Origin of the sequence: Vibrio vulnificus NBRC 15645 = ATCC 27562 (assembly GCF_002224265.1) — a bacterium.
Lineage (GTDB): Bacteria > Pseudomonadota > Gammaproteobacteria > Enterobacterales > Vibrionaceae > Vibrio > Vibrio vulnificus.
Map to the genome: position 1 here is coordinate 1,427,737 of NZ_CP012881.1, position 26,878 is coordinate 1,454,614.

At 42.2% G+C, this 26,878-nt stretch carries 18 protein-coding genes, 1 pseudogene and 1 riboswitch; of the genes and pseudogenes, 4 read left to right on the top strand and 15 right to left on the bottom strand.

What is annotated here, in order from left to right:
- Positions 1 to 97 precede the first annotated feature (97 nt).
- Entirely contained in the window at positions 98 to 1,885 is a 1,788-nt protein-coding gene (locus tag AOT11_RS06590) for an aminopeptidase P family protein (protein WP_017420151.1), read from the top strand.
- Positions 1,886 to 2,113: 228 nt separating this feature from the next.
- Here the strand turns inward: AOT11_RS06590 and thiH are convergent, their stop codons facing one another.
- From thiH to AOT11_RS06630, 8 genes are all read right to left on the bottom strand, one after another.
- The gene (thiH, locus tag AOT11_RS06595; protein WP_017420150.1) at positions 2,114 to 3,238 is read right to left on the bottom strand and encodes a 2-iminoacetate synthase ThiH; all 1,125 of its coding nucleotides are present in this window, start codon (positions 3,236 to 3,238) and stop codon (positions 2,114 to 2,116) included.
- Between the two features lie 35 nt (positions 3,239 to 3,273).
- Entirely contained in the window at positions 3,274 to 4,047 is a 774-nt protein-coding gene (locus tag AOT11_RS06600) for a thiazole synthase (RefSeq protein WP_017420149.1), read from the bottom strand.
- Positions 4,048 to 4,051: 4 nt separating this feature from the next.
- Complete coding sequence (gene thiS / locus AOT11_RS06605) at positions 4,052 to 4,261, bottom strand: sulfur carrier protein ThiS (RefSeq protein ID WP_017420148.1); 210 nt, start codon at positions 4,259 to 4,261, stop codon at positions 4,052 to 4,054.
- Positions 4,242 to 5,078: a HesA/MoeB/ThiF family protein gene (locus AOT11_RS06610; protein ID WP_049798917.1), complete on the bottom strand. Its 837-nt coding sequence runs from the start codon at positions 5,076 to 5,078 to the stop codon at positions 4,242 to 4,244. The genes thiS and AOT11_RS06610 overlap by 20 nt, the downstream gene beginning before the upstream one ends.
- Positions 5,068 to 6,402: a thiamine phosphate synthase gene (locus tag AOT11_RS06615; protein WP_017420146.1), complete on the bottom strand. Its 1,335-nt coding sequence runs from the start codon at positions 6,400 to 6,402 to the stop codon at positions 5,068 to 5,070. The genes AOT11_RS06610 and AOT11_RS06615 overlap by 11 nt, the downstream gene beginning before the upstream one ends.
- 2 nt (positions 6,403 to 6,404) lie before the next feature.
- Positions 6,405 to 8,348, bottom strand: coding sequence for a phosphomethylpyrimidine synthase ThiC (thiC, locus tag AOT11_RS06620; protein ID WP_017420145.1), 1,944 nt, complete (start codon positions 8,346 to 8,348; stop codon positions 6,405 to 6,407).
- A 146-nt stretch (positions 8,349 to 8,494) separates the two neighbouring features.
- A riboswitch (TPP riboswitch) is annotated at positions 8,495 to 8,593 on the bottom strand.
- 71 nt (positions 8,594 to 8,664) lie between these two features.
- Positions 8,665 to 9,045, bottom strand: coding sequence for a fluoride efflux transporter CrcB (crcB, locus tag AOT11_RS06625; protein ID WP_017420144.1), 381 nt, complete (start codon positions 9,043 to 9,045; stop codon positions 8,665 to 8,667).
- A gap of 123 nt (positions 9,046 to 9,168) precedes the next feature.
- Positions 9,169 to 10,554 (bottom strand): multicopper oxidase family protein, encoded by a 1,386-nt coding sequence (locus AOT11_RS06630; protein WP_017420143.1) that lies wholly within the window; start codon positions 10,552 to 10,554, stop codon positions 9,169 to 9,171.
- A 134-nt stretch (positions 10,555 to 10,688) separates the two neighbouring features.
- Here AOT11_RS06630 and AOT11_RS06635 point away from each other — a divergent pair.
- Positions 10,689 to 11,417 (top strand): annotated as a pseudogene (locus tag AOT11_RS06635) (IS630 family transposase).
- Positions 11,418 to 11,967: 550 nt separating this feature from the next.
- Here the strand turns inward: AOT11_RS06635 and AOT11_RS06640 are convergent.
- Together AOT11_RS06640 and AOT11_RS06645 are read right to left on the bottom strand one after the other, a co-directional pair.
- Positions 11,968 to 17,295: a TOTE conflict system archaeo-eukaryotic primase domain-containing protein gene (locus AOT11_RS06640; protein WP_017420201.1), complete on the bottom strand. Its 5,328-nt coding sequence runs from the start codon at positions 17,293 to 17,295 to the stop codon at positions 11,968 to 11,970.
- Between the two features lie 404 nt (positions 17,296 to 17,699).
- The gene (locus AOT11_RS06645; RefSeq protein ID WP_017420200.1) at positions 17,700 to 17,954 is read right to left on the bottom strand and encodes a helix-turn-helix domain-containing protein; all 255 of its coding nucleotides are present in this window, start codon (positions 17,952 to 17,954) and stop codon (positions 17,700 to 17,702) included.
- A gap of 466 nt (positions 17,955 to 18,420) precedes the next feature.
- Between AOT11_RS06645 and AOT11_RS06650 the strand changes: the two genes are divergently transcribed.
- Both AOT11_RS06650 and AOT11_RS06655 read left to right on the top strand, forming a co-directional pair.
- The gene (locus tag AOT11_RS06650) at positions 18,421 to 19,059 is read left to right on the top strand and encodes an SLATT domain-containing protein (protein ID WP_017420199.1); all 639 of its coding nucleotides are present in this window, start codon (positions 18,421 to 18,423) and stop codon (positions 19,057 to 19,059) included.
- A gap of 1 nt (position 19,060) precedes the next feature.
- Positions 19,061 to 20,392 carry a reverse transcriptase domain-containing protein gene (locus AOT11_RS06655; protein ID WP_017420198.1) on the top strand — a complete coding sequence of 444 codons (1,332 nt, stop codon included), beginning with the start codon at positions 19,061 to 19,063 and terminating at the stop codon, positions 20,390 to 20,392.
- A gap of 357 nt (positions 20,393 to 20,749) precedes the next feature.
- Here AOT11_RS06655 and AOT11_RS06660 read toward each other — a convergent pair whose 3' ends face one another.
- The 5 genes from AOT11_RS06660 to AOT11_RS06685 all read right to left on the bottom strand — a co-directional run bounded on the left by AOT11_RS06660 (position 20,750) and on the right by AOT11_RS06685 (position 26,859).
- Entirely contained in the window at positions 20,750 to 22,309 is a 1,560-nt protein-coding gene (locus AOT11_RS06660) for a hypothetical protein (RefSeq protein ID WP_017420197.1), read from the bottom strand.
- Between the two features lie 231 nt (positions 22,310 to 22,540).
- Positions 22,541 to 23,311, bottom strand: a complete 771-nt coding sequence (locus AOT11_RS06670; RefSeq protein WP_017420195.1) for a hypothetical protein — start codon at positions 23,309 to 23,311, stop codon at positions 22,541 to 22,543.
- On the bottom strand, positions 23,304 to 24,524 hold the full coding sequence (locus AOT11_RS06675; RefSeq protein ID WP_017420194.1) for a tyrosine-type recombinase/integrase: 1,221 nt from the start codon (positions 24,522 to 24,524) through the stop codon (positions 23,304 to 23,306). Before AOT11_RS06675 ends, AOT11_RS06670 begins: the two co-directional genes overlap by 8 nt.
- A gap of 321 nt (positions 24,525 to 24,845) precedes the next feature.
- Entirely contained in the window at positions 24,846 to 25,592 is a 747-nt protein-coding gene (locus tag AOT11_RS06680) for a hypothetical protein (RefSeq protein ID WP_017420193.1), read from the bottom strand.
- Positions 25,579 to 26,859: a site-specific integrase gene (locus tag AOT11_RS06685; RefSeq protein WP_017420192.1), complete on the bottom strand. Its 1,281-nt coding sequence runs from the start codon at positions 26,857 to 26,859 to the stop codon at positions 25,579 to 25,581. The genes AOT11_RS06680 and AOT11_RS06685 overlap by 14 nt, the downstream gene beginning before the upstream one ends.
- Positions 26,860 to 26,878 lie beyond the last annotated feature (19 nt).

Sequence of the window (26,878 nt, forward strand, 5' to 3'; positions counted from 1 at the left end):
CTCCGGGCTCATCTATGGTCTGTGGTCCTTACATGGAAGATAAGGAGCAGCTCCCAACCTGAGCAAACGGAGCAAAAAGAACAAAGGAATCGTACAGATGCACAAATCAACTCACGAGCGTGTTGTTGCCATTCGCACTTGGTTGCAACAGCACAATATCGACGCCCTACTCGTCCCACACGAAGACGAATACCTAGGCGAATATGTTCCCGACCATAACGAGCGTTTACACTGGCTAACTGGCTTTACCGGTTCCGCCGGCGCCGCCGTTATCACCCAAGAAAAAGCCGCCATGTTTGTTGATGGTCGCTACACCGTTCAGGTAACCAAACAAGTTCCTGGTGATTTGTTTGAGTATCGCCATTTGATTGAAGAACCAGCTCTTGAATGGTTACAAGAAAACCTCGCTCGTGGTGCATCGGTGGCCATTGACCCACGCATGCACAGCGCCGCTTGGTTAAACATGGCACAAGCGAAATTGGCTGGTGTGCTTGAACTTAACATCCTCGACAGCAATCCGATTGATGAGTTGTGGCATGATCGCCCACAGCCCGTCGTTTCTGACGTTCGACTGATGTCGACAGAGGCCGTCGGCCAAAGCTCTGCCGATAAACGTGCGAACATCGCACAGCTGATCACCAAACAAGGCGTTGATAGCGCCGTTATCACCGCGCTGGATTCGATTTGCTGGTTGCTCAACGTCCGCGGTTTGGACGTCTCTCGCTTACCCGTATTACTATCCCACGCGATTCTGCATGCAGATGGCCAAGTAGAGTTCTTCCTCGATCCTGCTCGCTTACCTGAAGGGTTTGATGTTCATGTTGGTCAAGGGGTGCAGGTTTTCCATCCTGAGATGTTGCAAGCTCGCCTTGAAAGCTTGACGGGCAAAAAAGTCCTGCTTGATGCCAGCACCAGTAACGCGTGGTTTAAACTGGTTCTGCAAAACGCGGGCGCTGTCGTTGTCCCGGGCGCGGATCCTTGCTTGATGCCGAAAGCCGCCAAAAATGCCGTTGAAATCTCGGGCATGAAAGCGTGTCACCTACGCGATGGTGCTGCGATGGTCAAATTCCTAAGTTGGCTTGATGCACAAGTGGCAAAAGGCATTTTGCACGACGAGGCAACTTTGGCCGACAAACTGGAAGCCATTCGCCGCGAAGATCCCACTCTGATGGATTTGAGTTTCGATACCATTTCGGCAGCTGGCAGCAACGCCGCGATGTGTCACTACAATCATCAGAATCAGCCTCAACCAGGCCAACTCAGTATGGATACGCTTTACTTAGTTGACTCTGGCGGCCAATACCTAGATGGCACCACCGACATCACGCGCACGGTTGCCATCGGCCAACCTTCAGCAGAAATGATCAAGCAGTTTACTTTGGCCCTGAAAGGCCATATTGGTGTGGCTCGCGCTCGTTTCCCGAAAGGCACCCGCGGCTATCAAATTGATACCCTGGCTCGTCAACACCTATGGGCGGAAGGCTACGACTATGATCACGGCACTGGTCACGGTGTGGGTCACTTCCTGAGCGTGCATGAAGGCCCTGCCAGCATTTCAAAACGTCAGATCGACGTGCCTCTTGTCGAAGGGATGGTGCTCTCTAACGAACCAGGTTATTACCGCGCGGACGCGTTTGGTATTCGTATCGAAAACTTGGAATTGGTGGTTGAGAAGCAAACCCAAGGTGACTTCCCTATTTTGACCTTTGAATCTCTGACTCGCTGTCCAATCGACAAACGTAACATCAATGTCGATATGCTCACGCGTCCTGAACTCGCTTGGCTCAATGACTACCACCAAAAAGTATGGGATGACATTAGCCCATTGGTTGAAGGCGACGCACAAGTTTGGCTACGTGAAGCAACGCGACCACTCAGCCACTGATAAACAATAGACAATGTCATTTGCTAACAATAGAAAAAGGGTTAAGGCAAAATGCCTTAACCCTTTTTGTTTCACGTGAAACACATCCACATGCCACTGTCATTCTTTACTGACTTTCATTGCGGCATTCTCGACTCACCCAGTGCATTGCTGACATTATCGAGCGGATCTCATACTCGTATGCGTATGATAGCGACTGTGTTGCCTAAGATAAGAGTAGTGTTTTAGTTAAGAGAACCGAGCCCCAGAATAGGCAGCATGCCAATCACGCCACACAGGATCGAAACCTTTGCTGCGAATCATCTGCTCCACTTCTGCCGCACTCCTTTCATCACTGATCTCAAACTGCTCGAGTTCAACATCAGGCATCGCGTAACCACCCGGCTGAGTTTTCGATGCAGCTGACATCGACGTGATACCAAGTGGTAGTACGTTATCGCGAAACAGAGCCGACTCACGCGTCGACAGCGACAGCTCGACTTCTGGATTAAACAAACGATAGGCACAAATCAGTTGAACCAGCTGCTTATCACTCATTACCGATTTCGGCTGCAACGCCCCCGCGCAAGGACGCAAGCGAGGAAATGAAATTGAATAGCGTGTTTGCCAATAGGTACGTTCCAAATAGTCTAGATGCGTGGCAACGTAGAAGCAGTCCGTGCGCCACTCCTCCAAGCCGATCAAAGCACCAATGCCAATTTTATCGATCCCCGCTCGCGCCAAACGGTCTGGCGTTTCGAGACGATAGTTGAAATTGGTTTTGTTGCCACGCAAGTGATGTTGCGCATAAGTCGCTGGGTGATACGTTTCCTGATAAACCATCACCGCATCCAACCCCAAAAGCTTCAACTCTTGATAATGCTCTTGGCTAAGCGGCTGCACTTCCATCGCCAGATAGTTAAAAGCGCGTTTGATTTGCGGCAGCACTTGGCGGAAATAGTTCATGCCAACCTTACCTTCATGCTCCCCCGTCACCAATAAAACGCTGTCAAACTTCATTGCCTTAATCGCCGCAATTTCTGCATCAATTTCTTGCATCGTGAGCGTGCGGCGTTTTAGGCGATTCTCCATTGAGAAGCCACAATAGGTACACGCATTGGCACAGAGATTAGAAAGATACAGTGGTATATAGAGCGACAACGTATTGCCAAAGCGTTTACGGGTTAACGCATAAGAACGCTGCGCCATCACTTCTATATAGTTCTCCGCAGCTGGCGAAATCAGCGCTTTAAAGTCTTCCAAATCGAGTTTGTTTTTGCTCAGCGCTCGCTCGACATCGAACGCAGTTTTGGCGTAGATCGATAACCTAATATCGTCCCAATTGAGCTGATTAAAATGTTCAACGAAACTCATGATGTTGCTCCGGTCAACAGACGCACTTTCTCTTGCTAAGAAAGGCAGTCATCGAGAAAAGAGGTCAAAGGGCTGGATGCCACTGCGTGCGACACTTTGCCAGCAAGCCCCGACTCATAAGCCAAACGCCCTGCCTCTACCGCCAATTTGAATGCAAGGGCCATGGCGATGGGATTGCGCGCAGCGGCAATCGCGGTATTCACTAGTACCGCATCGGCACCCAGTTCCATCGCATAAGCAGCATGAGACGGCGCGCCAATCCCGGCATCCACCACGACCGGCACGCTCGCTTGGTCGATGATGATTTGTAGGAAGTCCTGCGAAACCAAACCTTTGTTCGAGCCAATTGGCGCACCCAATGGCATGACGGCAGCGCAACCCACTTCTTCCAATCGCTTACACAAGACCGGATCAGCATGACAATAAGGCAACACCACAAAGCCGTCTTTTACCAGCTGCTCTGCCGCCGCTAATGTTTCAATCGGATCAGGCATCAGGTATTTCGGGTCGGGATGAATTTCCAATTTAAGCCAATTAGTGCCCAATGCTTCACGCGCTAAATGCGCCGCAAAAATGGCGTCTTTGGCATTCTTGGCGCCGGAGGTATTGGGTAGTAAATTAACCCCCGCTGACAACAGTGGCGACAAGATGTCATCTTGCTGATCGTGGATATCCACTCTTTTCAACGCCATAGTAGCAAGCTGTGAACCCGATTGTTTGATGGCTTGTGACATCAATTGGCTGTTAGCAAATTTGCCGGTGCCCGTGAACAAGCGAGAATGAAATTGTTTGTCTGCGATTTTGAGCATGCGCTTATCCTCCAGCAATTGCCTGAAATAGTGAGATAGCATCACCACTACTGAGCGTTTTGGTTTGCCATTCGCTGTGTGGGACAACTTGATTATTGATTGCAAAAACACAACCCAAGTGAGGCAGTGAGAGATGCTCAATGATGGATGCCAACGTCGCGTTGGTTGGCACCTCGTAGCTTTCGCCGTTGATGCTAATGGCTATGGTGTTCATTGCTTGATTCCTGTTTCTGAACCTGACAAACGCGGCAACTTGGATCTTTCACTACCGCTAACTGCTGCCAGCTTAACGTGAGCCCATCAAACAGATGCAACTGATGGCAAGCGGTTTTAAACCTTCCCGTTGCCAGCTTTTGAATCGTTGCGATTGCTTGATAATTTCCCATTAGCCCCACAACAGGGCCTATCACCCCTGCATCGCTGCACTTGCTCTGCGTGGGATTCTCTGCAAATGGAAAAAGGCAGTGGTAGCACGGAGGGTTTACTGACGTCGTTGTCGAAGAGGCATCTTGTTTCGCTTGGATTGAGTGGCGTGAGCCAAAGTCAAACGCGATAAATTGCCCTTTCCAACCAATTGCCGAGGCAGACACCAAAGGCGTGCATTGATTCAGGCAGGCTTGGTTGATCAACTGGCGTGTTGGAAAGTTGTCCGTACAATCGAGCACGATGTCCGCCAACATCACTTCCAAGTTGAGACGCTGCTCATTCAAACGCTTATCAATGGTGCGAACACGTAATTCTGCATTGAGTTGCTTCAACTGCTCTGCCAGTGCATCCACTTTGAGACTGGCGAGATGTTGCTGACGAAAGGCAATTTGACGCTGCAAATTACTCTCTTCGACCACATCATCATCAACCAACACCAAATGGCCGACGCCCGCCGCAGCCAAATAGAGCGCCGCTGCGTTACCCAGACCACCGCAACCAATGATCAATACATGTGCTTGAAGTAAGTTGGCCTGACCCGACTCACCGATTTCCGTTAATGCAATTTGTCTTTGATAACGAGTAAAGAGCCGATCATTCAACATGATTGGCCTCGCTTGTTGGCTCAAGACTATGCGTAGATACTGAGTCGAAACGCGCAAGCGTTGCATTAGAGACCATGACTTGCTTGAAGTGGTCTATTGCTGCCTTCACGTCTTTCGCCAAAGTGATCGCTCGCACCACGGCTAGTGAAGAGACTCCACATCGCCATACCGTCGCCGCATTGGTTTGATCGATACCACCAATGGCGACCGTGGGAACGCCGGTGATGGACTCATCATAAGGCATGGTATCAATCAGTTGCTGATAGAGTTTTAGCCTCACCAGCCCTTGCGGCAATGAAGGCATCTGTTTGGTGGTGGTAGGGAAAATGTGCCCTAATGCAATATAACTGGGCTGAAGTTGTACAATGCGTAACAGCTCATAATAGCCATGCGTAGATAACCCTAGTGCAATACCTGCATTCGCCAAGGCGGCTAAATCGGCCACTTGCAAATCTTCCTGCCCTAGATGCACACCATAGGCTTGATGCTGAATCGCTAGCTGCCAGTAGTCGTTGATATAGACTTGTGCACCATAATGTCGGCCTAGCTGTATCGCACGCACAATCTGTTGCTCTAAATCGGTTTGGTTTGGATCTTTAATCCGCAATTGGACCGTTTTAATTCCTATAGGCAATAACTTCTCGATCCAACTGACATCGTCAACCACGGGATAGAGCCCTAACTGTTGAGCGCTAATCCGCGGAAACGCTTTTGTTAACGCTTCAATACTGTGGCTTGGTAAGATACCGAGCTCATCCAGGCGCAACACTGGAGTAGGAAACAAAGCAAAATCCGACACCCATGTTTCACGTGAAACATTCAACATCGCACGTGCCAAAGTCAGGCAATCTTCGATTGGAAAATCAAGTGCGCTGAGCGTGACCACCCACGCCAAATGTCGATAGTTCGATTCCACACTATTGTTCTGAGGATAGTTTGGGAGTAATGAATATCGTAGTGCGCGAGTTTCATCGGCTAAAGGATGTCGCCACACATCGAACACTTCTCCTTGCTCCCCTTGCAAATTGATCAACAGAGTCTTGGCATTGCGACCTGAGCCCAAATAGGTGAATACGTCTGTGAGAGCAAGCGAATGATGATAATGAAGCGCAAAGTCATACGCGCCGAGATGACGACTGTCGTTATGGGTAAGATCCGTTTCGAATACGACCGTTTTGGCTGAAGAAATCAGTTGCAGTGTACGAGTTGGGCTAACGCCCAACTCTATATGGTCAATGGCAAAGCCTTGCTGCTTTGCCAAGAGCAAACACTGCTGAATTTCTCCCGTCAGCTCAATAATGGCAGAAGGAATCAGCAGTCTCATTGTTAACCCTCTGCGACTTCTTCATGACTCACTGCGGGGTGGTACAACTCCGAACCCGACGCTTTGAATTCCGCGGACTTTTGTTTCATCCCTTCCAATGGGTCATCCAACAGCTTCACTGCTATCGCCTGTCCTTCCTCAGCCTGTTGCCCTTTAGCATACTCACGAACTTCTTGCGAAATCTTCATCGAGCAGAATTTGGGGCCACACATCGAACAGAAATGCGCAACCTTGCCCGACTCTTGTGGCAGGGTTTCATCGTGGAATGCACGTGCCGTATCGGGGTCGAGCGAGAGATTAAATTGATCCTGCCAACGGAATTCAAAGCGAGCTTTAGACAATGCGTTGTCGCGAACTTGCGCGCCCGGGTGCCCTTTGGCCAAATCCGCCGCGTGCGCAGCCAGTTTGTAGGTTATCAAGCCGGTTTTCACATCTTCTTTATTGGGTAGACCTAAGTGCTCCTTTGGCGTTACGTAGCAAAGCATGGCACAGCCATACCAACCAATCATGGCCGCACCAATCCCAGAAGTAATGTGGTCATAGCCAGGGGCAATGTCGGTGGTCAGTGGACCTAAGGTATAGAATGGTGCCTCATGACAATGCTTGAGCTGCTCATCCATGTTCTCTTTAATCATGTGCATCGGTACATGCCCAGGACCTTCGATAATCACTTGGACATCGTATTCCCACGCGATTTTGGTTAACTCCCCTAACGTTCTGAGCTCCGCAAACTGCGCTTCATCATTGGCATCGGCAATCGAGCCAGGACGCAAACCATCGCCTAATGAAAGCGCTACATCGTACTTCGCACAAATCTCACAGATCTCGCGGAAATGGGTATAGAGGAAACTCTCTTGATGATGTGCTAAACACCACTTAGCGATAATCGAGCCGCCACGCGATACAATGCCTGTCACGCGTTTCGCCGTCATTGGGATATAGCGCAGCAGCAAACCCGCGTGAATCGTAAAGTAATCCACACCCTGCTCAGCCTGCTCGATCAGCGTATCACGCATCACTTCCCACGTAAGGTTCTCAGCAACGCCATTGACCTTCTCTAGTGCTTGATACATAGGCACGGTTCCAATCGGAACTGGGCTGTTGCGTAGAATCCATTCCCGAGTTTCGTGAATGTTTCTCCCGGTCGACAAATCCATCACCGTATCACCGCCCCAACGAGTCGCCCATACCAACTTCTCCACTTCTTCTTCAATCGACGAAGTCACCGATGAGTTACCAATGTTAGCGTTAACTTTCACAAGGAAGTTGCGGCCGATGATCATCGGTTCGGATTCTGGGTGATTGATGTTGGAAGGAATGATCGCGCGACCTTCTGCTACTTCACGACGCACAAACTCTGGGGTAATTTCCTTAGGTAGATTCGCACCAAAATTTTGCCCTGCGTGCTGCTGAGTCAAAACTTCATCTCGATATTTGGCGCGTCCCATATTCTCGCGCAAAGCGATGTATTCCATCTCTGGGGTAATGATTCCCTTACGTGCATAATGCAACTGAGTGACACAATGGCCAGCTTTGGCACGACGAATGCGAGGCAGATTGCCATATCTCAACTCATCCAGCGTTTCATCTTCTAAGCGCTCTTTAGTGTAGACCGAGCTGACATCATCAAGGACTTCGGTATCGGCACGCTCTGCAATCCACTCTTCTCTTAACTTAGGAAGGCCATTATAGAGGTCGATTTGATGAGTCGGGTCCGTGTAGACCCCCGAGGTGTCATACACTCTTACCGCTTCATTTGGCTGAAAGATTGGCGCCTCTTTGGTCCCGCCAACTAGGCTGTCAGCCAAGGAGATTTCGCGCATTGGCACTCTAATGTCTGAGCGAGAGCCCTCGACATACACTTTGGTGGAGTTGGGATACGGCTGCACAGAGAGTGTATCGATGAATTGTTTAGCTTCCAGTCTCGCTTGTTTGCGATTCGACATAGCATTTTTCCTTTCTTGTTATGCTGGATAAAAAGGTTTTGGATAAAAATGCTTGGCGGAAAGTTGTGACAAGAGGCGTTGAACACACAATTTAGAGATTCAATTTGTGGATTCAAGCTTTGATAAGACACCAGTTTGCACTGGTACAAGTATCTTCTCTTGTTCCCTTCGCAGGTTCTAACCTGATCAGGTTCAACGGATCCCGAATAAACGGTCTCAGCCCTAAGGCACTCCGACAAGTGAAGCGATTATATGAAATCGGCTTGGTTAAACCAAGCCGACCTGTTTAAAATTTAACTCTATTTCGCTCATTGCTTCACGATTTGAGTAATTGGAAACCTACCCAAGCAGCAGTAATACTCAAAGTCACGTTTAACACAACGTTTAAGCCCATTTTGAAAAATGCGCCTTGCTGCATCAGCAATACGTTATCCATCGAAAATGTTGAGAAGGTTGTTAGTGCCCCCAAAAAGCCCAAACCGATTATTTGTCGCCATGGCTCAGTTGCCAGCAACTCACTTTCAAACGCGGCAATCAAAAGCCCCATAATAAAGGAACCGACCACGTTTACAGTTAACGTACCATATGGAAAACCTCTGCCTAACAACACAACACAGAGCTCTGACACTAAGTAACGAGAACAAGCGCCAAAGGCGCCGCCCAAGGCGATGAAACCCATAATCGCAAATTGACTCATAGCAACCTCACAAATCTAATGGCCACATTGTAGCCACATCCACACAGAGATCGAGTACAAAAAACAATAATTTCATTTAGATAACGTATCCGTAAATCGCCAAGATTTAAAAAGTTACAGGAGTCACTTTACTTCAATGTATCCCATCAATCCGGTTTTCATATGTTCAATCACGTGGCAGTGATACATCCAACGACCAGGGTTATCCGCAACAAACCCCGCTTTGGCACTGCCATTCTTGCCTAGCAAAACAGTATCAGTATGAAACGGTTCTGCGAGGGTCTGGCCATTTAATTCCAATACAGTAAATGTGTGTCCATGCAAATGAATGGGATGATGATATTGCGTCACGTTCTTAAGATTAAATATGTAAGTTCGCCCTCGCTCTAACGTTGCTAACGGCGCCGGAATTGAATCTTGGCTCATCCCCTCCCAGGCACGTTTATTCACCAACCAAAACGTCGGCAGAGCTTGGCCAGATTTATCTATCGGAGTAACAGCCCCTTCCCATTCAAAGACAAAATCAATTTGTTCAGCCGTTTCTAAATCTAACGGCGCAATTGGATTGAGCGGCAATGTTGGCAGTGTATTCTGGTTAGATAGGTCCGATTCGACCGATTCAAATGCACAAAGAGCAAACGGAAACTTCCCTTTCATTTGTCGCACATAGAAACGCTCTCCAACACCTGGAGCCATTAACCCGACATCAACCCTCATTCCAGGCCCAATCTTGTGCTCAGAGAGCTTGTAAGGGGTTTTTATTGGGTTTCCATCTATTGCTATAACCCATGCATCCACACCTTCAATAGCGATAGGATAAGTGATGGTATTGTCCACATTTGCGATTCTCAGCCTCGTCATCGCATTCGCTTTCAACGGATAGGTCGGTTCATGGACGCCATTCACCGTTCCCCACTCACCGGGAGTTCCCATACGGGCGCTTAAGCGTGGGACCAATAACGATTTCCATTCACCTTTCTCATTGAGATGCCAATGCTTAAGCATTAGAGCATGGTCTTCATCAAAAGAAACTGGCTCTGCTTCATCAACAATGATTAACCCAACTAGCCCCATACCTAGCTGCTTGACGCTGTTCATATGAGGGTGATACCAAAATGTTCCTGCATCAGGTGGAGTAAAGCGATAAGTAAAGCTCTCCCCTGGCATAACGGGTTTTTGACTCAAAAAGGGAACACCATCCATCTCAATAGGTACACGCAAACCATGCCAATGGATTGTGGTTGGCTCGTTGAGTTTGTTGGTGAAGTGAATGATCACTTCTTCCCCTTGTCGACAACGAATCGTAGGGGCAGGAATAGCGCCATTAAAGGCGAGCACATCCGTAGTAAAACCAGGCACCACCTCAGCGGTAGCCGGTTCTGCAGTCATCTCATAGACAAACCGACCATGATGAAATGGCGCTCTACGCGACAGTGAACACGCAGGGAGCAGCGTTAATGCGGAAAACGCCAATGAAGCTTGAAGAAAGCGGCGGCGAGAAATATCCATATGTGGCCTACTGATTTGATTAATTGGCCTAAGTCTAACCAAATATTAATAATCATTCTCAACTATCTATCATACCAACATAACTAAAAATATGATCTAATTGAGGCTGTTACTTCTTTGTAATAAATGACGCTATGGACAGTCTCAATAACCTTGATTTAAAAAACTTGCTAGCCAACAAAAATCTATTCAAATGAAGATGCGATTGCTCGCATTGGCCCATTTTAAAGATGGTCACTCTCGAACCCAAATGGCTAAGTTCCTTAAGGTAAGCAGAGCCAGTGTGAATCAATGGGTACAAACATTCCTTGAAGAAGGGCTTGAAGGGCTACAAGAGAAACCAAGAACGGGTTGGCCAGCAAAACACGACAACTCGACTTTGGACTGAGCGTAGCTCAAGACCAAGAGTGGTAAAAAAGCAGCAGTTTGAATATGCGTATTTGTTTGGCTCAGTATGTCCCGCTAGAGGTATTGACGAGGCAATGGTCGTTCCTTGGGTTAACAAGAACATTATGGTTGAGCATCTGAAGTAGATCTCCGCGGTGACCGAAAAAGGTCGTCACGCTGTGGTCATTATGGATGGCGCGGGTTGGCATACCAATGACATTGCTGAGCCATTTGATAATGTCAGTATCATCAAGCTCCCAACCTATTCTCCAGAGCTAAACCCGATAGAACAAGTGTGGAGTGGGTTAAGACAACACTATCTCGCCAATCCATCTTTTGCGGATTACGAAGACATTGTCTCCAAAGTATGTAGGGCTTGGAAGAGTTTTTGGGAATGTTCGGCCAGAGTCAGACAGATGTGCTCGAGAAGCTGGATAGACCTGACAGTTAATTTTCCAGATTGGTATGACAAGTGAATGTTCCAAACTAGTACACAATCGGTGGTTAACGCAAATACCTTCTAGTTCTCAAACGTCAGAAATGACGAAAGCCTGCAAATTACTTTGCAGGCTTTCTATGTAGTGGCGGAGAGATAGGGATTTGAACCCTATCTAAGCTTGCTTTCTTAAAAAACATCCTTTTTAACTCAGGACGTTACCCTGATGCATTAAAGTCAGGGTTGAACAAATGTGATTCACATTAACCATAAGCCATTGAATCAGGTTCGTCAATCGAAAGTATAGCGGCACCTTTTGTGATAAACTTATTTTTAGACAGAAACTTCTCAGCAACGATGCTCAATTGGCAAAAGATAAATTAACTCAAGTATGGAAATACTTTGATAGGTAAAAAGAAAGACCTGTAATAATTTATTGTCTACGTAGAGGGTTAGGTAATAGCAGGAACCAGTGCAAATTAACGGCAAGCGATAATAAGTTAGTGTTTCCAGTAGTCTCTTTATGTAGATGCATATATCCGTGTCCAATTTTATAAATTAAACACGGATAATAATTAAGTTTGAAAGATCTATTTATCTGCTAACTCTAAGATTCTGTTAAATGGCTTGCAATGTTCCTCTAGCTTAGTGCTGCATGTTAAAAAGCTAAATGATTTCTTTGGGAGAGACTGATATCGCGCTACAAGGTTCATTTTATTGATTTCGTTTTCATCTTTATACTTAGTGTATGCACCTGAGTAGGATAGATGGTCATACAGGTCAGATAAAGCGAACTCATCAAGTAATAAATCCATGATAATTGACTTTTCATGTTGATTTATTTTGGTAGTACTACCAAAAAACGCATTGTCGCCAATGTCTCTTCCATGCACAACATTAACAGTTATCTGATTGCCTAAGATTATTTGCAGTGCCTCTTGTATTTTGTCGATGGCATCTTTGGTATAAAGAACGGTACAAATATTAAGCACTTCAAGCTCTGAGAATGTATCAAAGAGATTTGTATGATCTTCATCAGTAAAATAAAAATAGTTGTCGTTTGGCCTACTACCTTCACCTATTAAATAGAACTTTAAGGCTCTTTTCACCTGAGATCCAGTAAGAACAAGATCTGTAACAAGAGTTGCTTGCTTCGAATCCTTAGTGAGTGAACGTGGCGTGAATGTGGCAACGCCTCTACCAATTTCGTTGTCGCGATAGAGGATCCTATGTGTACCGTTATAATCAGCAACGTCTTTGAGCAAAAAGAGGTTGCTGTTTGGCGTATCTAGTTCCTTTACTTTGTCTATGAACTTCTGTATCTCATTTTCCAGCATGCATTCGTGTGATCTAATCAAAGTAATTAATGGTTGATGGAACTTCTGTGGTAAGTGGTGAAGCCAATTTCTTAGCCGATCTTCCGCTTCTAATAACGAGATACCATTATGATGTTTCACTATACATGAAGCATCATCAAAACCGTTTAGTGAGGTTATATCTCTAGCCGATGATGTAATGGAAGGGTAACTATGTTGTAACTTCTGTTCTTCTATTAGAACACTGTAACGCTCCCAAAGAGTCGAGTACATGACGCTTAAACAATTAGCTAAGGAAATAATATAAACCGTTTCACCACTTTGATAAGAATAAATATGCTGAGAACCATTTATCAAGGCTAGATGTTTCGTTTCAAACGGTACAACCTCTTTCAGTTTAGGGTTTACTATTAGCACATTGTTGAACGGATAACTTTGAGTATCAATCTTTACAGCTCTTGATGTCAGGAAAGCATTGACTTGAGATAACTTAAAATCTTCAAGCGTGATGCTATTTTTATCAAGTTGACTGTTGGCAATTTGCTCTTTAATTGTCTCTATATAAGTTAAAATATCTTCATGCAGATGGAAAGGTATAGTAGTTAAAATTTCCTTACTTATTTTAGAAAGGGAATGCTGGATACAAAACAACACAGAGTGTAGATTAGAATCATCTATCTCCATATCGTCTTCAACTATAAATATATGCTGACTAATCACTTTATTGTGAAAAGTCGAGTACTGCTTTGAAAATCTTTCAAGTCGTGTTATTGAATCTAAATTAGAAAGGTATATATAAAGAGATGTTGCCATAGCGACATCAAAGAAAAAATCAGAATCGTCACATACTTCATTTGTTATCTGTGAGTAGAATTTAATAAGGAATTGTACTTTGTCGATATCCATATCCAGATTATTAACATACTTTTCCTTTAATTTCTTTGTAGTGGCATCACTTTCAGAAACGTAAGACAAAAAGGAGTTTATGAAACTATCAATTGAATTTTCATACGAAGTAACATTACCAATTTCATCATATGAAATGATTTTTGAATGGTAGCAAAATTCCTTAGAAAAAACTGACAAAGCATCTGATGTCATTACCCTCTCAGGGCAGAATATACTAGGAATTGGTTCTCCATCTTGTAAAGTCTTAAGGAATTCTGTTAAGAGCTTAAATTTAATATTTATGTCAACATTATCTACATTGCGACGGAATGTTTTTAATTTTTCTCTGTCATAATCGACGATAATTTCAGAAAATCCATTGTAATGTTCCAAGTCATCTTTGTCAGAAAGGAACAAATGGCTAGGCTTTCTTATGAGGATCTTGTTATCTTTACAAAGAGTAGTTGTGCCGTTTTCGATTATATTCCGTTCAAACCATTTTTTATTGACTTTAGGGAAAATAGAAACTCCATCATTGTCTATAAGCCACTCGTAGAAAGTTGACTTAGTTTTTAGCTCATTGAGTTGACTTAAAATCGTATCTTTGTTCCAGTTACCGTTTTCTATTGTTAAATATACTAGTAAGGCGTTATGGTACTGCTCGAACACCTTTTTCTCATCAGTAAGTCCTCTGAAAATGTTACCATCTACTATTGAGGATATTATCCAGTTTGCTATAGCGTTATCAATCTCGACTTGATCTAATTTTTCCAACCAGTTTGGAGCAGAAAAACTGGAGCTAGAACTGGAAAGCAAATTAAACGACAAAGAACAATATTTCCACATAGATTCGAGTAAATCTGTTGATCGGTTCTCTCTAGATACTGAAAATAGGCAAAGTAGATAATAAAATTTCTTTGTTGTAATTGGATCAAAAATAGATTTTTCAAAATTTGAAATGGAGAAGGTATTCTTTTTCTCTTCTACAGACATTTTTGCAAAGAATAAAGAAGCAATTTTCTTGAGATCAACTTCATTATCATTAAAACAGAAGTTATAAATGACTTTAATAAAGTTTTTTGAAGATTTAATTTCATTCAGATAGATATCTAAATGTGATATTAATTCATTTGTCGCGTTAACTTTACTATAATCAGATATAGATATTAATGCTGAAAGGTAATGCTCTGGAGGAATCTTGGTTATTTCTACATTTACGTTAAAGTTTGTAATCAAGTAAGCTATATGTTCATAAACGATCGTTGAGTATGTAAGTTTAGGTTCGACGGCTTCAATGATGTTCTTCAGTGCGTATCTATTGTCTTTGTTTGTTTCAATTGCGTTTATTAAGCATGATGTCAATACTTCAGATTGTAAGGTGTCAAATCTTTCTATCTTATGAATTACTTCCCACCCTTCATTCATCTCAAACAGGAAATTAAACAAATTTTTGAATAAACTTCCTCGTCCTATAGCTTTTTCAAGAGCGGGAAGAATTTGCTCTGTCTTCATTGCATTTAATTCTTCTACGCCATCTAGATGTGAGAAGATGAAAGATAGATCTTCCTGACACGAATCTGACTGTACAAGTGTTACGAATTCATTTATAGCATTGTTTTTTTGCTTTTCACTTGACGTAACAAATGTTTTTGATACCTGATCTACTGCATATTTTGATTGAGACCTATACTTGTCAAATTTGTTATGAAAAGATGATATCTTCGAAACTACAGTTTTATCGCTATTGAGAGTTAGACTCAGGAGTTCTAAGTTATTGCTAAGCTCACTTAGAATTTTTTCAGCATCACCTTTTGACTTTGCAACCAAAAAAATATCATCAACGTATCTTTCATATAATAATATTTCGCTGTTAGCCAATTTATTTTTAAAGCCTATGTCAATCTCAGATAAGTATAATTCTGCGAAAAAACGTGCATAGGCTGGGCCTTGTGGCAAACCCTTATTATCACCAACAATCTCCTGTGTCATGTTGAAAATAGCACCTAGACATTTTTTGTATCTATCACTTGTTTCGCTTCTCATTGACTCTATTTTATCTTTTATTGTAGAGCCACTATCACCTAATAATAGCCTTTTAAGTCTATCATGTGAAATATTATCATAAAAGCTGCTTATATCTGTTTTAATAATGTAAAAATCTTTATATAGATCATTCTCAATAGCATTCGTGATATTTGATATAAACTTCAACCATAGATATAGCCATGGTTTAAATATATATCCGCCGTCAAATCCTTTGTTGATCTGATAACCATGAGAATTACTATCAGGCTTGATATCAAGGTAATATGCGATTTGCTTAAGAATGCAGGACGTCACGACCCTCGTACTTGAGTTTAATGTAATTAATTCACGAGTTTTGCCTTCCTCATTCCTTACATGTTTATAGTAGCCCCAGTTCTTTGAGCCTTTTATAAACTCCTCAATTTCGGTTAGAAATTCACTGTTGTCTTTTGAAGAAAGCTCTTCAACGACTATTTTGGCTTGAACCTCATCGTTCATAAACAGGTAATTCAGTTCGGCGGCTCTTGTTATTTCTATATCCTTATTTGAAAATTCAAAATTTGCCTCTGTATATTCAAGGAAGTTTGGAATACAAACCCGAAGAAGTTCTTCAACAGAAAGTACATCATCGAACTTGCAAGATAGCGTACTTTCTATCTTATCTTGAGTAGGAAAGTTGAAATTTTTAAGAGCTTGTATCGCTGATTCAGTAATATTTTTATCATAATTATCTAGTCTACTAAATATTTCGTGTAAGATAATACTACTTAAATTAGGTTCGTCTCTACATTCTAAATTGCACAGCAAACCGACTATTAATACTCGCTCTTTGTGTGTTAGGTTTTCCCCAAGATTAATCTTTAGAGATAGCTTCTTAAGCGGTTTTGTCCCATTCCACAAACCTAGCAGAGCTTTTAGATCGAATGGTTTTCTTTGGACTTTAATGCTTTTGATTCTGTTGTACTGGACATTTTCTAATTCATAGCTCTCAAAAAATGTCCCTAGGCATTTCTCTAATGCTGATCTACAGGTTGAGGTGTGTTCTTCTAGAATATTAATGTTATCAGACAGCATTGTGTCAGATAAGGAACTAAGTTTCTGAATGTTCCCAACTTCTGTTGTATTAGGCAAAAGGTAAGAGTAACAACCAGATTTTTTGTGCTTAGATAGAGGTATTTTTACCCCTAGACCAACTCCTCCTGTCGGTGTTGCGGAATGCGGAAATAGGTCTATGCCAATTAAGCTACTATCAAAATCTAAAGCAACATATTGTAAAATCGCTTGCTGTATATCATATCCAGTTCTGTAGTTTATCGCTTCGTTAAAAGTAACCCAGACGTGGAAGCCACGATTTCCTGAGTACTCAAGAAGGAATGGGATCCCACATTGTTCGAGTGTATGACAAAAGGTATTAATTGTTTTCTCTAGCTCTTTTTCTCCTCGGTGAATCAAGCCCGAGTCGATGCATGATTTCAAAATGTCAAAGTCAAAACATATCCATTTTATAGTTAAGTCATTGTTTTTTTGATATATTGCAATTGACTCTTGATTGAGGAGAACTTGCTTAATCAATTCTGAGTTGACCACTCCTGCTTTTTTTCTATATGTACCATCATCTTGCTGTTCAACATAATGGTTTTGGTCAGTAGCTATGAGATTGGTAATTAATTCGCCATATTTTTTGTACACTTTCTGTTGGCTCCGTTGATTCAATACTTGGATTCGTGTTGCTCTGATCTAAAATGTGGCACCCCATGAGCAAACAAGATCATACACATTCGTTACTTCTATCGAAACACAAGTGGGTTTGATTTTCATACAAATATACCCGATATCTTGCAATGAAATCGAGTGAATATAACCAACTGATATTCATTAAGTTCATTTCATCGAGAGAAGCAATGGGATTAGGTTTCGCTTCTTGCTATTTATTACTTTTGTATCTCAAAACTGGTAACTTATCTAAATAAGAATTCGAGCTGTAGCTCACTTTGGGGAAGAAACAAGCTGGTCGCGCAACCATTGATTTGCAAACTCGATGATGATTGTGATGGAACAACTTAGTTATAGAGTTGGCTTTGTTCTATAGGGTTTTACCAATCATCAGGGTCACGGAGCTTTGCCTGTTCGCGGCTTACAGCTTTGTCTTGAATATGTAGCTCAAGATCTAGTGATGACAGCAAGCGCATCAGGCTTTCAATATTGGACGAAGCAGGATCACGTTCAAGTTTCGATACTGTTGTCTGTTTTAGACCAACAGTATCTCCGACTTTGGTTTGGTTGCGACTTTGATTCCTTCGTACATCACGCAAGTATATTCCCAACTGCTTAGGACTTGTTATGAGCATGTCTGCCTCCAATGTAAACTAACCCCTACAGAGGATATTAGCACTTTAACCCCTTAAGGGGTTAAAGTTAATTTTACCCCCGTACAGGGGTAATTAGTTATAGCCAGGATTAAGAGGTTTGACTGGGCAAGGGTTCTAGAAAATGCTTAGTATTTTCAAACTCACCTATGGACAGAAATGAGTCAGTGATTTTGCTAAATTAGTGATCCTTTAATTACTTAAAGTATGGAAACTAGCTTAACGGTGACAAAAAATTATTGAGCCTCGAACTCCGAAAATGTACCATACACACTGTGTTTCATAGTGGTGACAGTTCTTAGTAGCTGTCCACTCTTAGCAGTAAGAGTGAAACTAATTTCGAAGGGTTCGCCCTTAGTGTATCTCGGATATGCTTACTCCAGTAGGAGTGTTAACTTATTGTAACTAAACTACCTCTATGAAGCACACCCCCAACATTTAGGAGAAGATGGTGGCTTTAGCAGACAATATTTGGTGGACAAGAAAAGCACGAATTCAAACTGAAAAACGACTTTTGTCTAACGCCTTTCACTCACAAGTAATACTACTCTGGTATTCATTCTTCTCTGTCGCCGTATCCGTTTATTATCTAAAGAACCCACAAAATGGAATCGAAGCGATCTCTTGGGTTGTATATTCTGTCCTCGTACTTTGTATTTCAGGATTCATCAACGGGCTTTCATTTAAGGAAAGAGCAAACCTAATTAAAGAATGTTATGAAAGTTTGAATAGCATTATGCATCAAGCCTCCAAGGAAGGTGCTGATTTTACCGATTTATCAATAATCTACGAATCTAAGCTGAATGCTTGTGAAAACCACACTGACAAAGATTTTGCCATTGCACTATGCCAAGAGTATTGGGCAAGTACTAGCACCGTAAGACAAGTAAGCAAAGAGTTTCATTCAGACACATCGGAAAATACAAAACCAAAACAAGCTCTTAGCAGAATACCAACATCACATCACTGGTTTTTAGCGGTATCTTATTTTACCACTAGGTTCTTAACTCTCGTGTTTTTCTATGCCTTGCCCGTACTGATATGGTTTTCATTAAACTCATCTTTTCCAACTTGTACTGGTGAATAAAATGCGTGTACAAGACCAATTTAGTAAAGAGTTTAGTCAAGAAAATCTAAAAGAAATCTTTTCCAACCATATTGTATATTCTGGTGCGACTGGCATAGACAATATGAATCAGTATGCTTTTAGAAAGCAGTTAGACCCGCAAGTTGAAATCATTTCTCGTAAAATGATTGAAGGTTCGTATGCGTTTTCCAAGTACAAGTTAAAGTTGCTGACTAAAGGGAGAAATAAGGCCCCTCGTGAAATCTCTATCCCTACAGTGAGAGATAGAATTGCATTACGTGCTATGTGTAACTTTCTACAAGAGCGATTTGCAGAATCAGTGGCGTTCACGCTTCCTCAAGATGTCATTAAAGATGTCAAGGCTCACGCTTTATCTGGTGACTTTGATAGCTATATTAAGTTAGATGTTTCGAATTTTTACCCATCAATAAGACATAAAAACCTACGCTCTCAATTGAGAAAGCGCATTAGGCAAGATCACATACTAGACATGATCTTTTCGGCTGTCACTGCCCCTTCAGTTCTAGTTTCGAGAAAGGATGATAAGCCAAGTGAAGTCGGCGTACCTCAAGGGTTGGCTGTTTCCAACATCCTTGCAGCCATCTACCTCCAAAACATTGACAAATTTTTATCTGAATTGCCTAACGTAAAATGCTACCGCTACGTTGATGATGTATTAGTTCTTTGTTCTGCTGATCAAGCACACGATCTAGCACAAATCATTATCAAGAAGTTTCGCAATATTGGTTTAAAAATACACTGCCCTGTGAAAGTGCCAGAGAAGTCAAAAATTGACTCACTTGCCAACGGTTTTGATTATCTTGGGTATCAATTCACCAATGAGCATATCTCTGCAAGAAACGGTTCGATTGAAAAGTTAAAGGCTTCTCTTGCTGGGATTTTCACAAGCTATAAGCACTCTAAAAATAAGAGCTTAAAAATTTTAGAATGGCGATTAAACCTACGAATCACTGGCTGTGTGTTTGAGAAGAAATGTAAGGGTTGGCAATTTTTTTTCGCTGAGATCAATGATGAAAAGCTACTCCACAGATTAGATCATTATGTCCTGCGCCTATGTAAGCGTTTTGGGGTAGAAATCAAACCTAAAAAGTTTGTTCGCACTTTCAAAGAAATTAGCCACAACAAATATAACACCAGTTATGTACCAAACTTCGACCAGCATGACATACCTGAGATGAAAGAGGTTTTAGTTCAATATTTTAGTTTTGATTTGACCAATATGGCTGATGAAGAAATTCGTTACCACTTCCATAAAAAAATAGGTTCTCAAGTCAGAGAGCTAGAAGTTGATGTGAAAGACTTTGGTTACTAGGTTGAGTGTTCGTTAAACAAGGGGAGATGTTCCCGCGTTCCTATAGACGCCTGACAGGCATTAGGAGAAATAAGCCAAATGATGATTCAGAGACGTGAGTCTTAAACGGTAGCTAACTTGCTTTGGGGAAAAGGTAATTTACGCAACCTAGAAGGATTCCTTCCTAGTTGCCTGCACGGAATGAGGCAAAATTAATGAGGTTAGGTTGGCTGATTCACTCCTTCGACTCAGAGGTATTAGTTTGCTTTCAATACGTCCTGATAAGTTTAGTTCGTAAAACGCGGTTCTCATTTTACGAACCGCATAAATTGTATTATTTATCAATTGTTAAAATCACAATCTTCACAAACTTAAACCCTAAAAATCAAGAGTCTCGTTGGTTGAAGTGTAATAGCCGCTCTCTGTCAATGCTGCATCAAGCAGAGGAGACAATTGACTCGGTATATCACCGTCTAGTCGGTCAGATATCTTCTGTGCAAACTCTCGCGCAGCTTTTGGAAACTTTTTATGCCTCGCCTGCATTAGCATGTAAGCGTCTAGTATGGTCTCTTTCATCTGTTGCTTCATTCTAGTGTCAATATCAGCAAATTGAGCCTCTTTCTCTGCCAGTAGCATTTCAACGTGATTTAGCTTGGCATCTTTTTCCTCGAAGCATTCTTCCAAATAGATATAGCGATGTGCCGCTTCTTGCAACTCCTGATGAAACTGGTGTTTCTTTAGCTCAAGCTGCTCTAGCTCTAAAGCCTTGGCTTTGAGATTCTCCGATAATTCTTCAAGGGTAGTGCTGATTGCATTAAGCTGCGTCGATTCGTCTTGACGCTCATTTTTAAGCACCTGAATTTCCAGGTTAAGCTTATCAATGAGCCGAGTTTGATAGCTAAAATCCCGCTGAGACTTAGGTAGTTTTCCCTGGCGGATCATGTACTGATACTGTTCGGTTTTCTTCTCTGTTTCATCACTAAACTCTGCATGCAAACGCTTAGGGTTGAGCAATTGAGCATTCATGAAATCCTGAACTAAACACTGCCAATAATGCCCAAACGCTTTAGTTTGAGTGCGAGTTAAGTCCTTATTGACGGGAAGCAGTTCAACGTTTGGCCTTTGCTTAGCTAGATACTCATTTACAACCAAAATTTGACGTTTCCGCAGGTCATATTCACCAGTTTTTTGATTTTTCCCGTCGATAAAGTAGTGGGTGTGCAAACCAGTTTTTTCATTCCCACTGCGCTCGTCATCATGACCTACAATTGCCTTTATAGGATGCTCAGGAAAGTGAGAATCTAGAAACTGCTTGGTTGCAAGTACATACTCTCGTAAAGAAATATCATCAGATGTGACTTCCCATTGATGGGGGATTTTAAAAATTCCTTCTTGTACGAACGTACTGTTTGCACTCGGTGGGTACTGGCATAGCTTATTGTGTGCTATCACATACTTCCGAATCGCGCCTATACGTTGTTTATATCTAGAGAATCCCACTTGATGGATATCTTGTATGTGCTTTCGCTTAATTACCCCTTTTTCTTCGACAATACGTTCTAGGCACTCTGCACTGACTTCATTACCAAGCTTTCTCTCTGCTTTAGCCGCATCCTTTAGTTTTTTACGATACTGTCTGTGTTGGGTCTGATATTTAGTGTGGTTCTTGATTTTGGGTTTTGGAGCAATATCAAGTAGCACTTTCCATCTCTGTTCATCGCTCATCTGAGTATCAAGGCGATAGAGCTTGCCAGCTCTATACAGTAAATTATTGTTTGTGAGTTCGGGATTCCACTCCAGTTGTTTCACAGAGTCAGAAGGTGGCGCAATTCTCAAAGAGTGCTTGAGCGACTTCTCACATTTCTTACGGTCCTTAGAGGTGGAATTGAAATTAACGTGGCGGTGGAACAGACGAATCGTTCTATTTTGATTAGCCATCATAACCTCCTTGCGAGGTTATGTTTGAGAGAGTCCAGAGAAGCTTCTCTGGACCGCAGCTTTCGTGCATCTTTTGCGAAGCAAAAGTGTGACGAAAGCGTAGCGGGTTACTAAAGCGTATCAGTTTCTTGATACCCTTTATTTGTCGCATACCCTTCACCAAGGGTGCTAGACCAAACACGGAGAAGCAAGCGCATAAGCGCTTGCATTTTTCTATTGCAGATGGAAGCATCATGAGTCACACTCCTCAGCTTGGAGAGCGTGCTTGCTAAGAGTTTCGGTATTATCAGATACCAATTTGAACGATTCAGAAAATCGAAGCATTTCCCTGTAGTCACTGACTTGCTGTGTTTTAATTTCAAGCTCCGCCTCGATCTTTGCAACGTGAATTCTCAGCGACTGCAATTCTGGTATTTGTAAACGGAGGGCATTTACTTCTTCCACTACATCTGACAGCTTTTCTTCAATATGATATTTATCTCGTGCTAAATCCTTTAGTTCATGATGCAGTTCTTCGTTCCTTTCTCGATATCCCGCAAATTCTTCTACCGTAATCTCTAGTTCATGTTTTTCAGCAATGATCTCTTCAAGGTAATCTTCAGTGCTCGCTTGCTCTTTTTCCGCCATATTTCTAGCAGCTTCGGAAACTTGCACTCTTTCCTCAACTTCTCGCTGAATTTCCATGCTTATTTCTTCCCAGAGATCTTGAACAAAACCAGCAGTGCTTGCGACAAACTGTTGAAACCACTGTGGACGAGGAGCCGCGATTCTGTCTTGAACATCATTTACTTGATTTAGCAAGTTAAAAGCTACTTTCGCTACTTTGTATTCACCACCACCGACGGCACGATGATACTCTTTGACTCTTATTGGGTTCTTTCCATTGCTAGTCATTTCGACAAATACAGCCAAATAATGCTTTGGTGTGTATTTCAATCGAGAGGGATCTTTGATCCCTTCTCTCTTACAGCCTTCAATGAAGTCATGTACAAAATTATCCACGATTCAACTCCTCAAAGCGCTTAATCTCCGCTTCAAGTGTACGAATTGCATTCTCGATGCTTCGTTTTAAAGTCTCATCTTTTGAATAAACCAGCGCTTTCTTTACCTGAATCAAGCTTCTCAGCTCTGCTCGCTTCTTTAAACTACCAACGATTATCGGATCTTTTGTCTCTCCAATAAGTCGACTAAATTGATGGCTAACGGCTTGATTATTATCAACCTGAGCGTCTTCTTTAATCCATTTCGCATAGTGTTTGAATATCATGTCAGTATTAGCATGGCCAAGTTGTTTTGCTAACCAAACAGGGTTTGCACCTGCGCTAAGAGCTTGACTCGCATAGGTGTGCCTGAGCTGAGACATTCCGCGATATCTAATAGGCTTACCATGTCGTTGTTGATGTAGAGCAGACGCATCAGCCATAAATTGCTTCCAAACCCGCTGGCTAAAATCTTTTACATCTCTGTAAGGTAAACCAGTTCGAGGATTAACGAACAAGTATCGGTCTTGATACGTTTTAGTACGATTCGTTTTTCTCAGTTTTTCTGTAATCGTCATTTCAGCATTTTTTGCAGCGATCTTCATCTGCTCAGTGAGAATCACCTTGAGCGGCTCACTCATTTCTATACAACGCTCTGAGTATGTATTTTTCGTCGATTTTGCTTCACCAAGGACCTGATTAGAATCTATGCGAACGGTCCCTTTGATTAAATTTACACCACCCATCTTTGAGGCAAGCCACTCACACACCCTGGCTCCAGACGTCGCATCGGACATAATTAAATTATGATCGGAGATATACTCAGTTGGTGTTACTGACATCGTTTCTAGCTCAGACTTCAAGAACGGATCTGGAGCGGAGTAAGGCTCAACTTCTACATAAAGCGCTTCAGCAGGAGATCCAGTAATTGCTTTCTCATACACTGCTAGCTTAAAAATCCCTTTTAATAGATTGAGATATTCAACCGTGGTTTTTGGCTTATATTTTGATTCCATCGCCATCAACCACCTCAGCAAGTCTGAGTGCTTAATTGCTGAAATCAGCATCGGCCCAAAAATTTTGCAAAGTTTATTTATACGTGCTTTATCTGCACGTAAAGTCGATGTTGCGTGCGTGTTTTCTCTCGATGAAAAAAATAGCCACGCAAAATCTTCAAATTTTTCTAATGTTTGATGTGTAAAAATAGACCGACTATCAATGTTGTAATTTGGCATAATTATTTACCTTATTTTTATTATTTATGCTTCTTTTATAAACAATGATACATGATAAAAATCCCATGGCAACAAAACAAAAGTCAACAAAACCAATAAATACAACAAGTTAAACAAAAGTCAACGCTGATTTATCCTTTATTTACTTGGTTAAAGTACAGATCTGCCTAAAAGAAAATCAACCTAAATTTTTTTCAAAAAAATGTTAGCGAGTGAATTTTTATACATAAGTTATGCTAATAGTATACATAAGGGATGTGTTTTTTGAGGGAGAGGAGAACTGACTAACCTTCATAGAAAGTTAGTCAGTGAGTTAGCAAGTTAGTCAGACATGTGGCGCTTTAACAAATGAGAAAAGCTTAATCTCTTACTTTGCTGGCAATTTGGGTGACATATTTCATTATCATCTACAACACAGACACCGCAGTGACGATGGCTCTTAAATTTTGATGATAAGCAGCGTACTTCGACTTGAACTTTGCGCTTATCATCTATCGTTTCTAGCTCTAAAAGACCATTATTTGTGTCATAACTGAGGCATTTATAGCGGTCAGCAAGTAAAGCGGCTGTGATGCCCGCTGCTTCTTCGTCCGTGGCAGGTATAATGGCGTTATATTTACCGAAAAGTGGGATTGAAGACAACGCTATGTTATTTCCAAGCTCTACACATATTTGCCAGTCGAGTTTTAAGTCAATGCTATAGTCGTTGCGGATTTCTTCATAAAAATATTGATAGATGAAGTATGGAATATCTATCCCCGCAGCAGGATCGAAATTCTTAGCAGTTAGGTAGTCACTGAAATGGTAACTTATACCTAGTAAGCTTTTGAGCTTCTCAACGCTACTGAAGGTGTGTTCGATTTCTTTGTGAGTAATCCCGTCCTCTACCAAGGAGTCTTCAGTAAGTAACGGATCAACTTCCAGTTGATTTGCTGTGTCCATTACAAGACCAATCTGGCGTAATGAAACACCTTGAGCCAATAAGTTTGAACAATCACGTTTCCAATCCTCATCACCCAGTCGCCGAGCTAATATGTCTTTTAAAATTGCATCATTAAGCTTTCTCATTTCGCCCCTCCTTTTTGTTCGAAGGAAGGCTGAATGTTTGTACTACTTTTAATAGCTTCTCAAGCTTGAGTTTCTTTCCATATCTTCCAAAAGTCATGCCGTGACTGGCATGCCCTACGTATTCACCCACTAGTGGTTCAGCTAATTCCGCATTTTTTAACTCATCGATGAACGTATGACGAAAGCCATACGGAGTGGGTCTAGAACCAGCTTTCATCCCTATCTTGCTCTGCAACTTGCCGAATTCAACTCGATAGTATTTAGACCAATCATGATCCTTGCCGTATGGTTCGTAGTGAAATAGAGGACTATTCAGTGCATTTAATTTGGCTCTATCTTGCACAAACTCAAGGAAGCCATTTTTGACTATATCTGGGTGGAGAGGGATCTGGCGGACGGAGTGTTCATTTTTGAGGTGCTGTTTATCACCAGTATCTGTTATATCCAAAAACCAGAGATTATCGTCACACTGGACATTGCAAATGAAAAGCTGGCAAGCTTCATTAGGTCGAAGACCGTGATAGGCTTGAAGCTCAGTGATGTAACGAAAATCTGCTGATTTATTCTGATATTCACGACAATGGAAAATCGCATCAAGTTCATCGGCTTTCCATGTGTCTCGCTCTTCGCTGGCATGCTTTGTAGATTTAAATTTTGGTTTGAGATTCAGGCATGGATTTACTTCGATCAGGCGCTTGATGTGACACCATGTAAAAAATTGCTTAATGGAAGCAAAGTAATCTTTGTTCGTTTTAGCTGAACGCCCTTGAGATTTTAAGTGCTCTAGGTACGCTTCTAGAGCTTCTTCACTGTACGGTTTTGACGAACTCTCAAGAAAGTCTAAGCAATGCATTATACGCTGTTCGAGCTGGTGCAGAGTCAAAGCAGTCACGTTATCTGATGCTTTGGAACGTAAAAATTCGCGTAAGGCATGCATAGCATCAACATGTTTAAGCTTAGGTTTTGGAGCAATAACACTCAGACGCATTACCTGAGACGTACTAACTGTATAACTATCTCTTAATGACGAGATTTTCTGATTCAAGGCATCTTTGATGTCATTGTAAGTAAGAGCGTCATCTGTAAGAGCACTCTCGAAACTCTGCTTCATTGCTAGAGATACATGGATATTGCGCTCTAAAGCGACATTACGATCTTTGGTAAGAAGAGACAGGCGAATTTCATTTGGAAAGCCCCGTTCACGCAGTGAAACAGGGACAGGAGAGCGGTGGTAGTAGACACTAGATGGAAGTTTTAACAGATACATATGTATCACCTCAATGTAG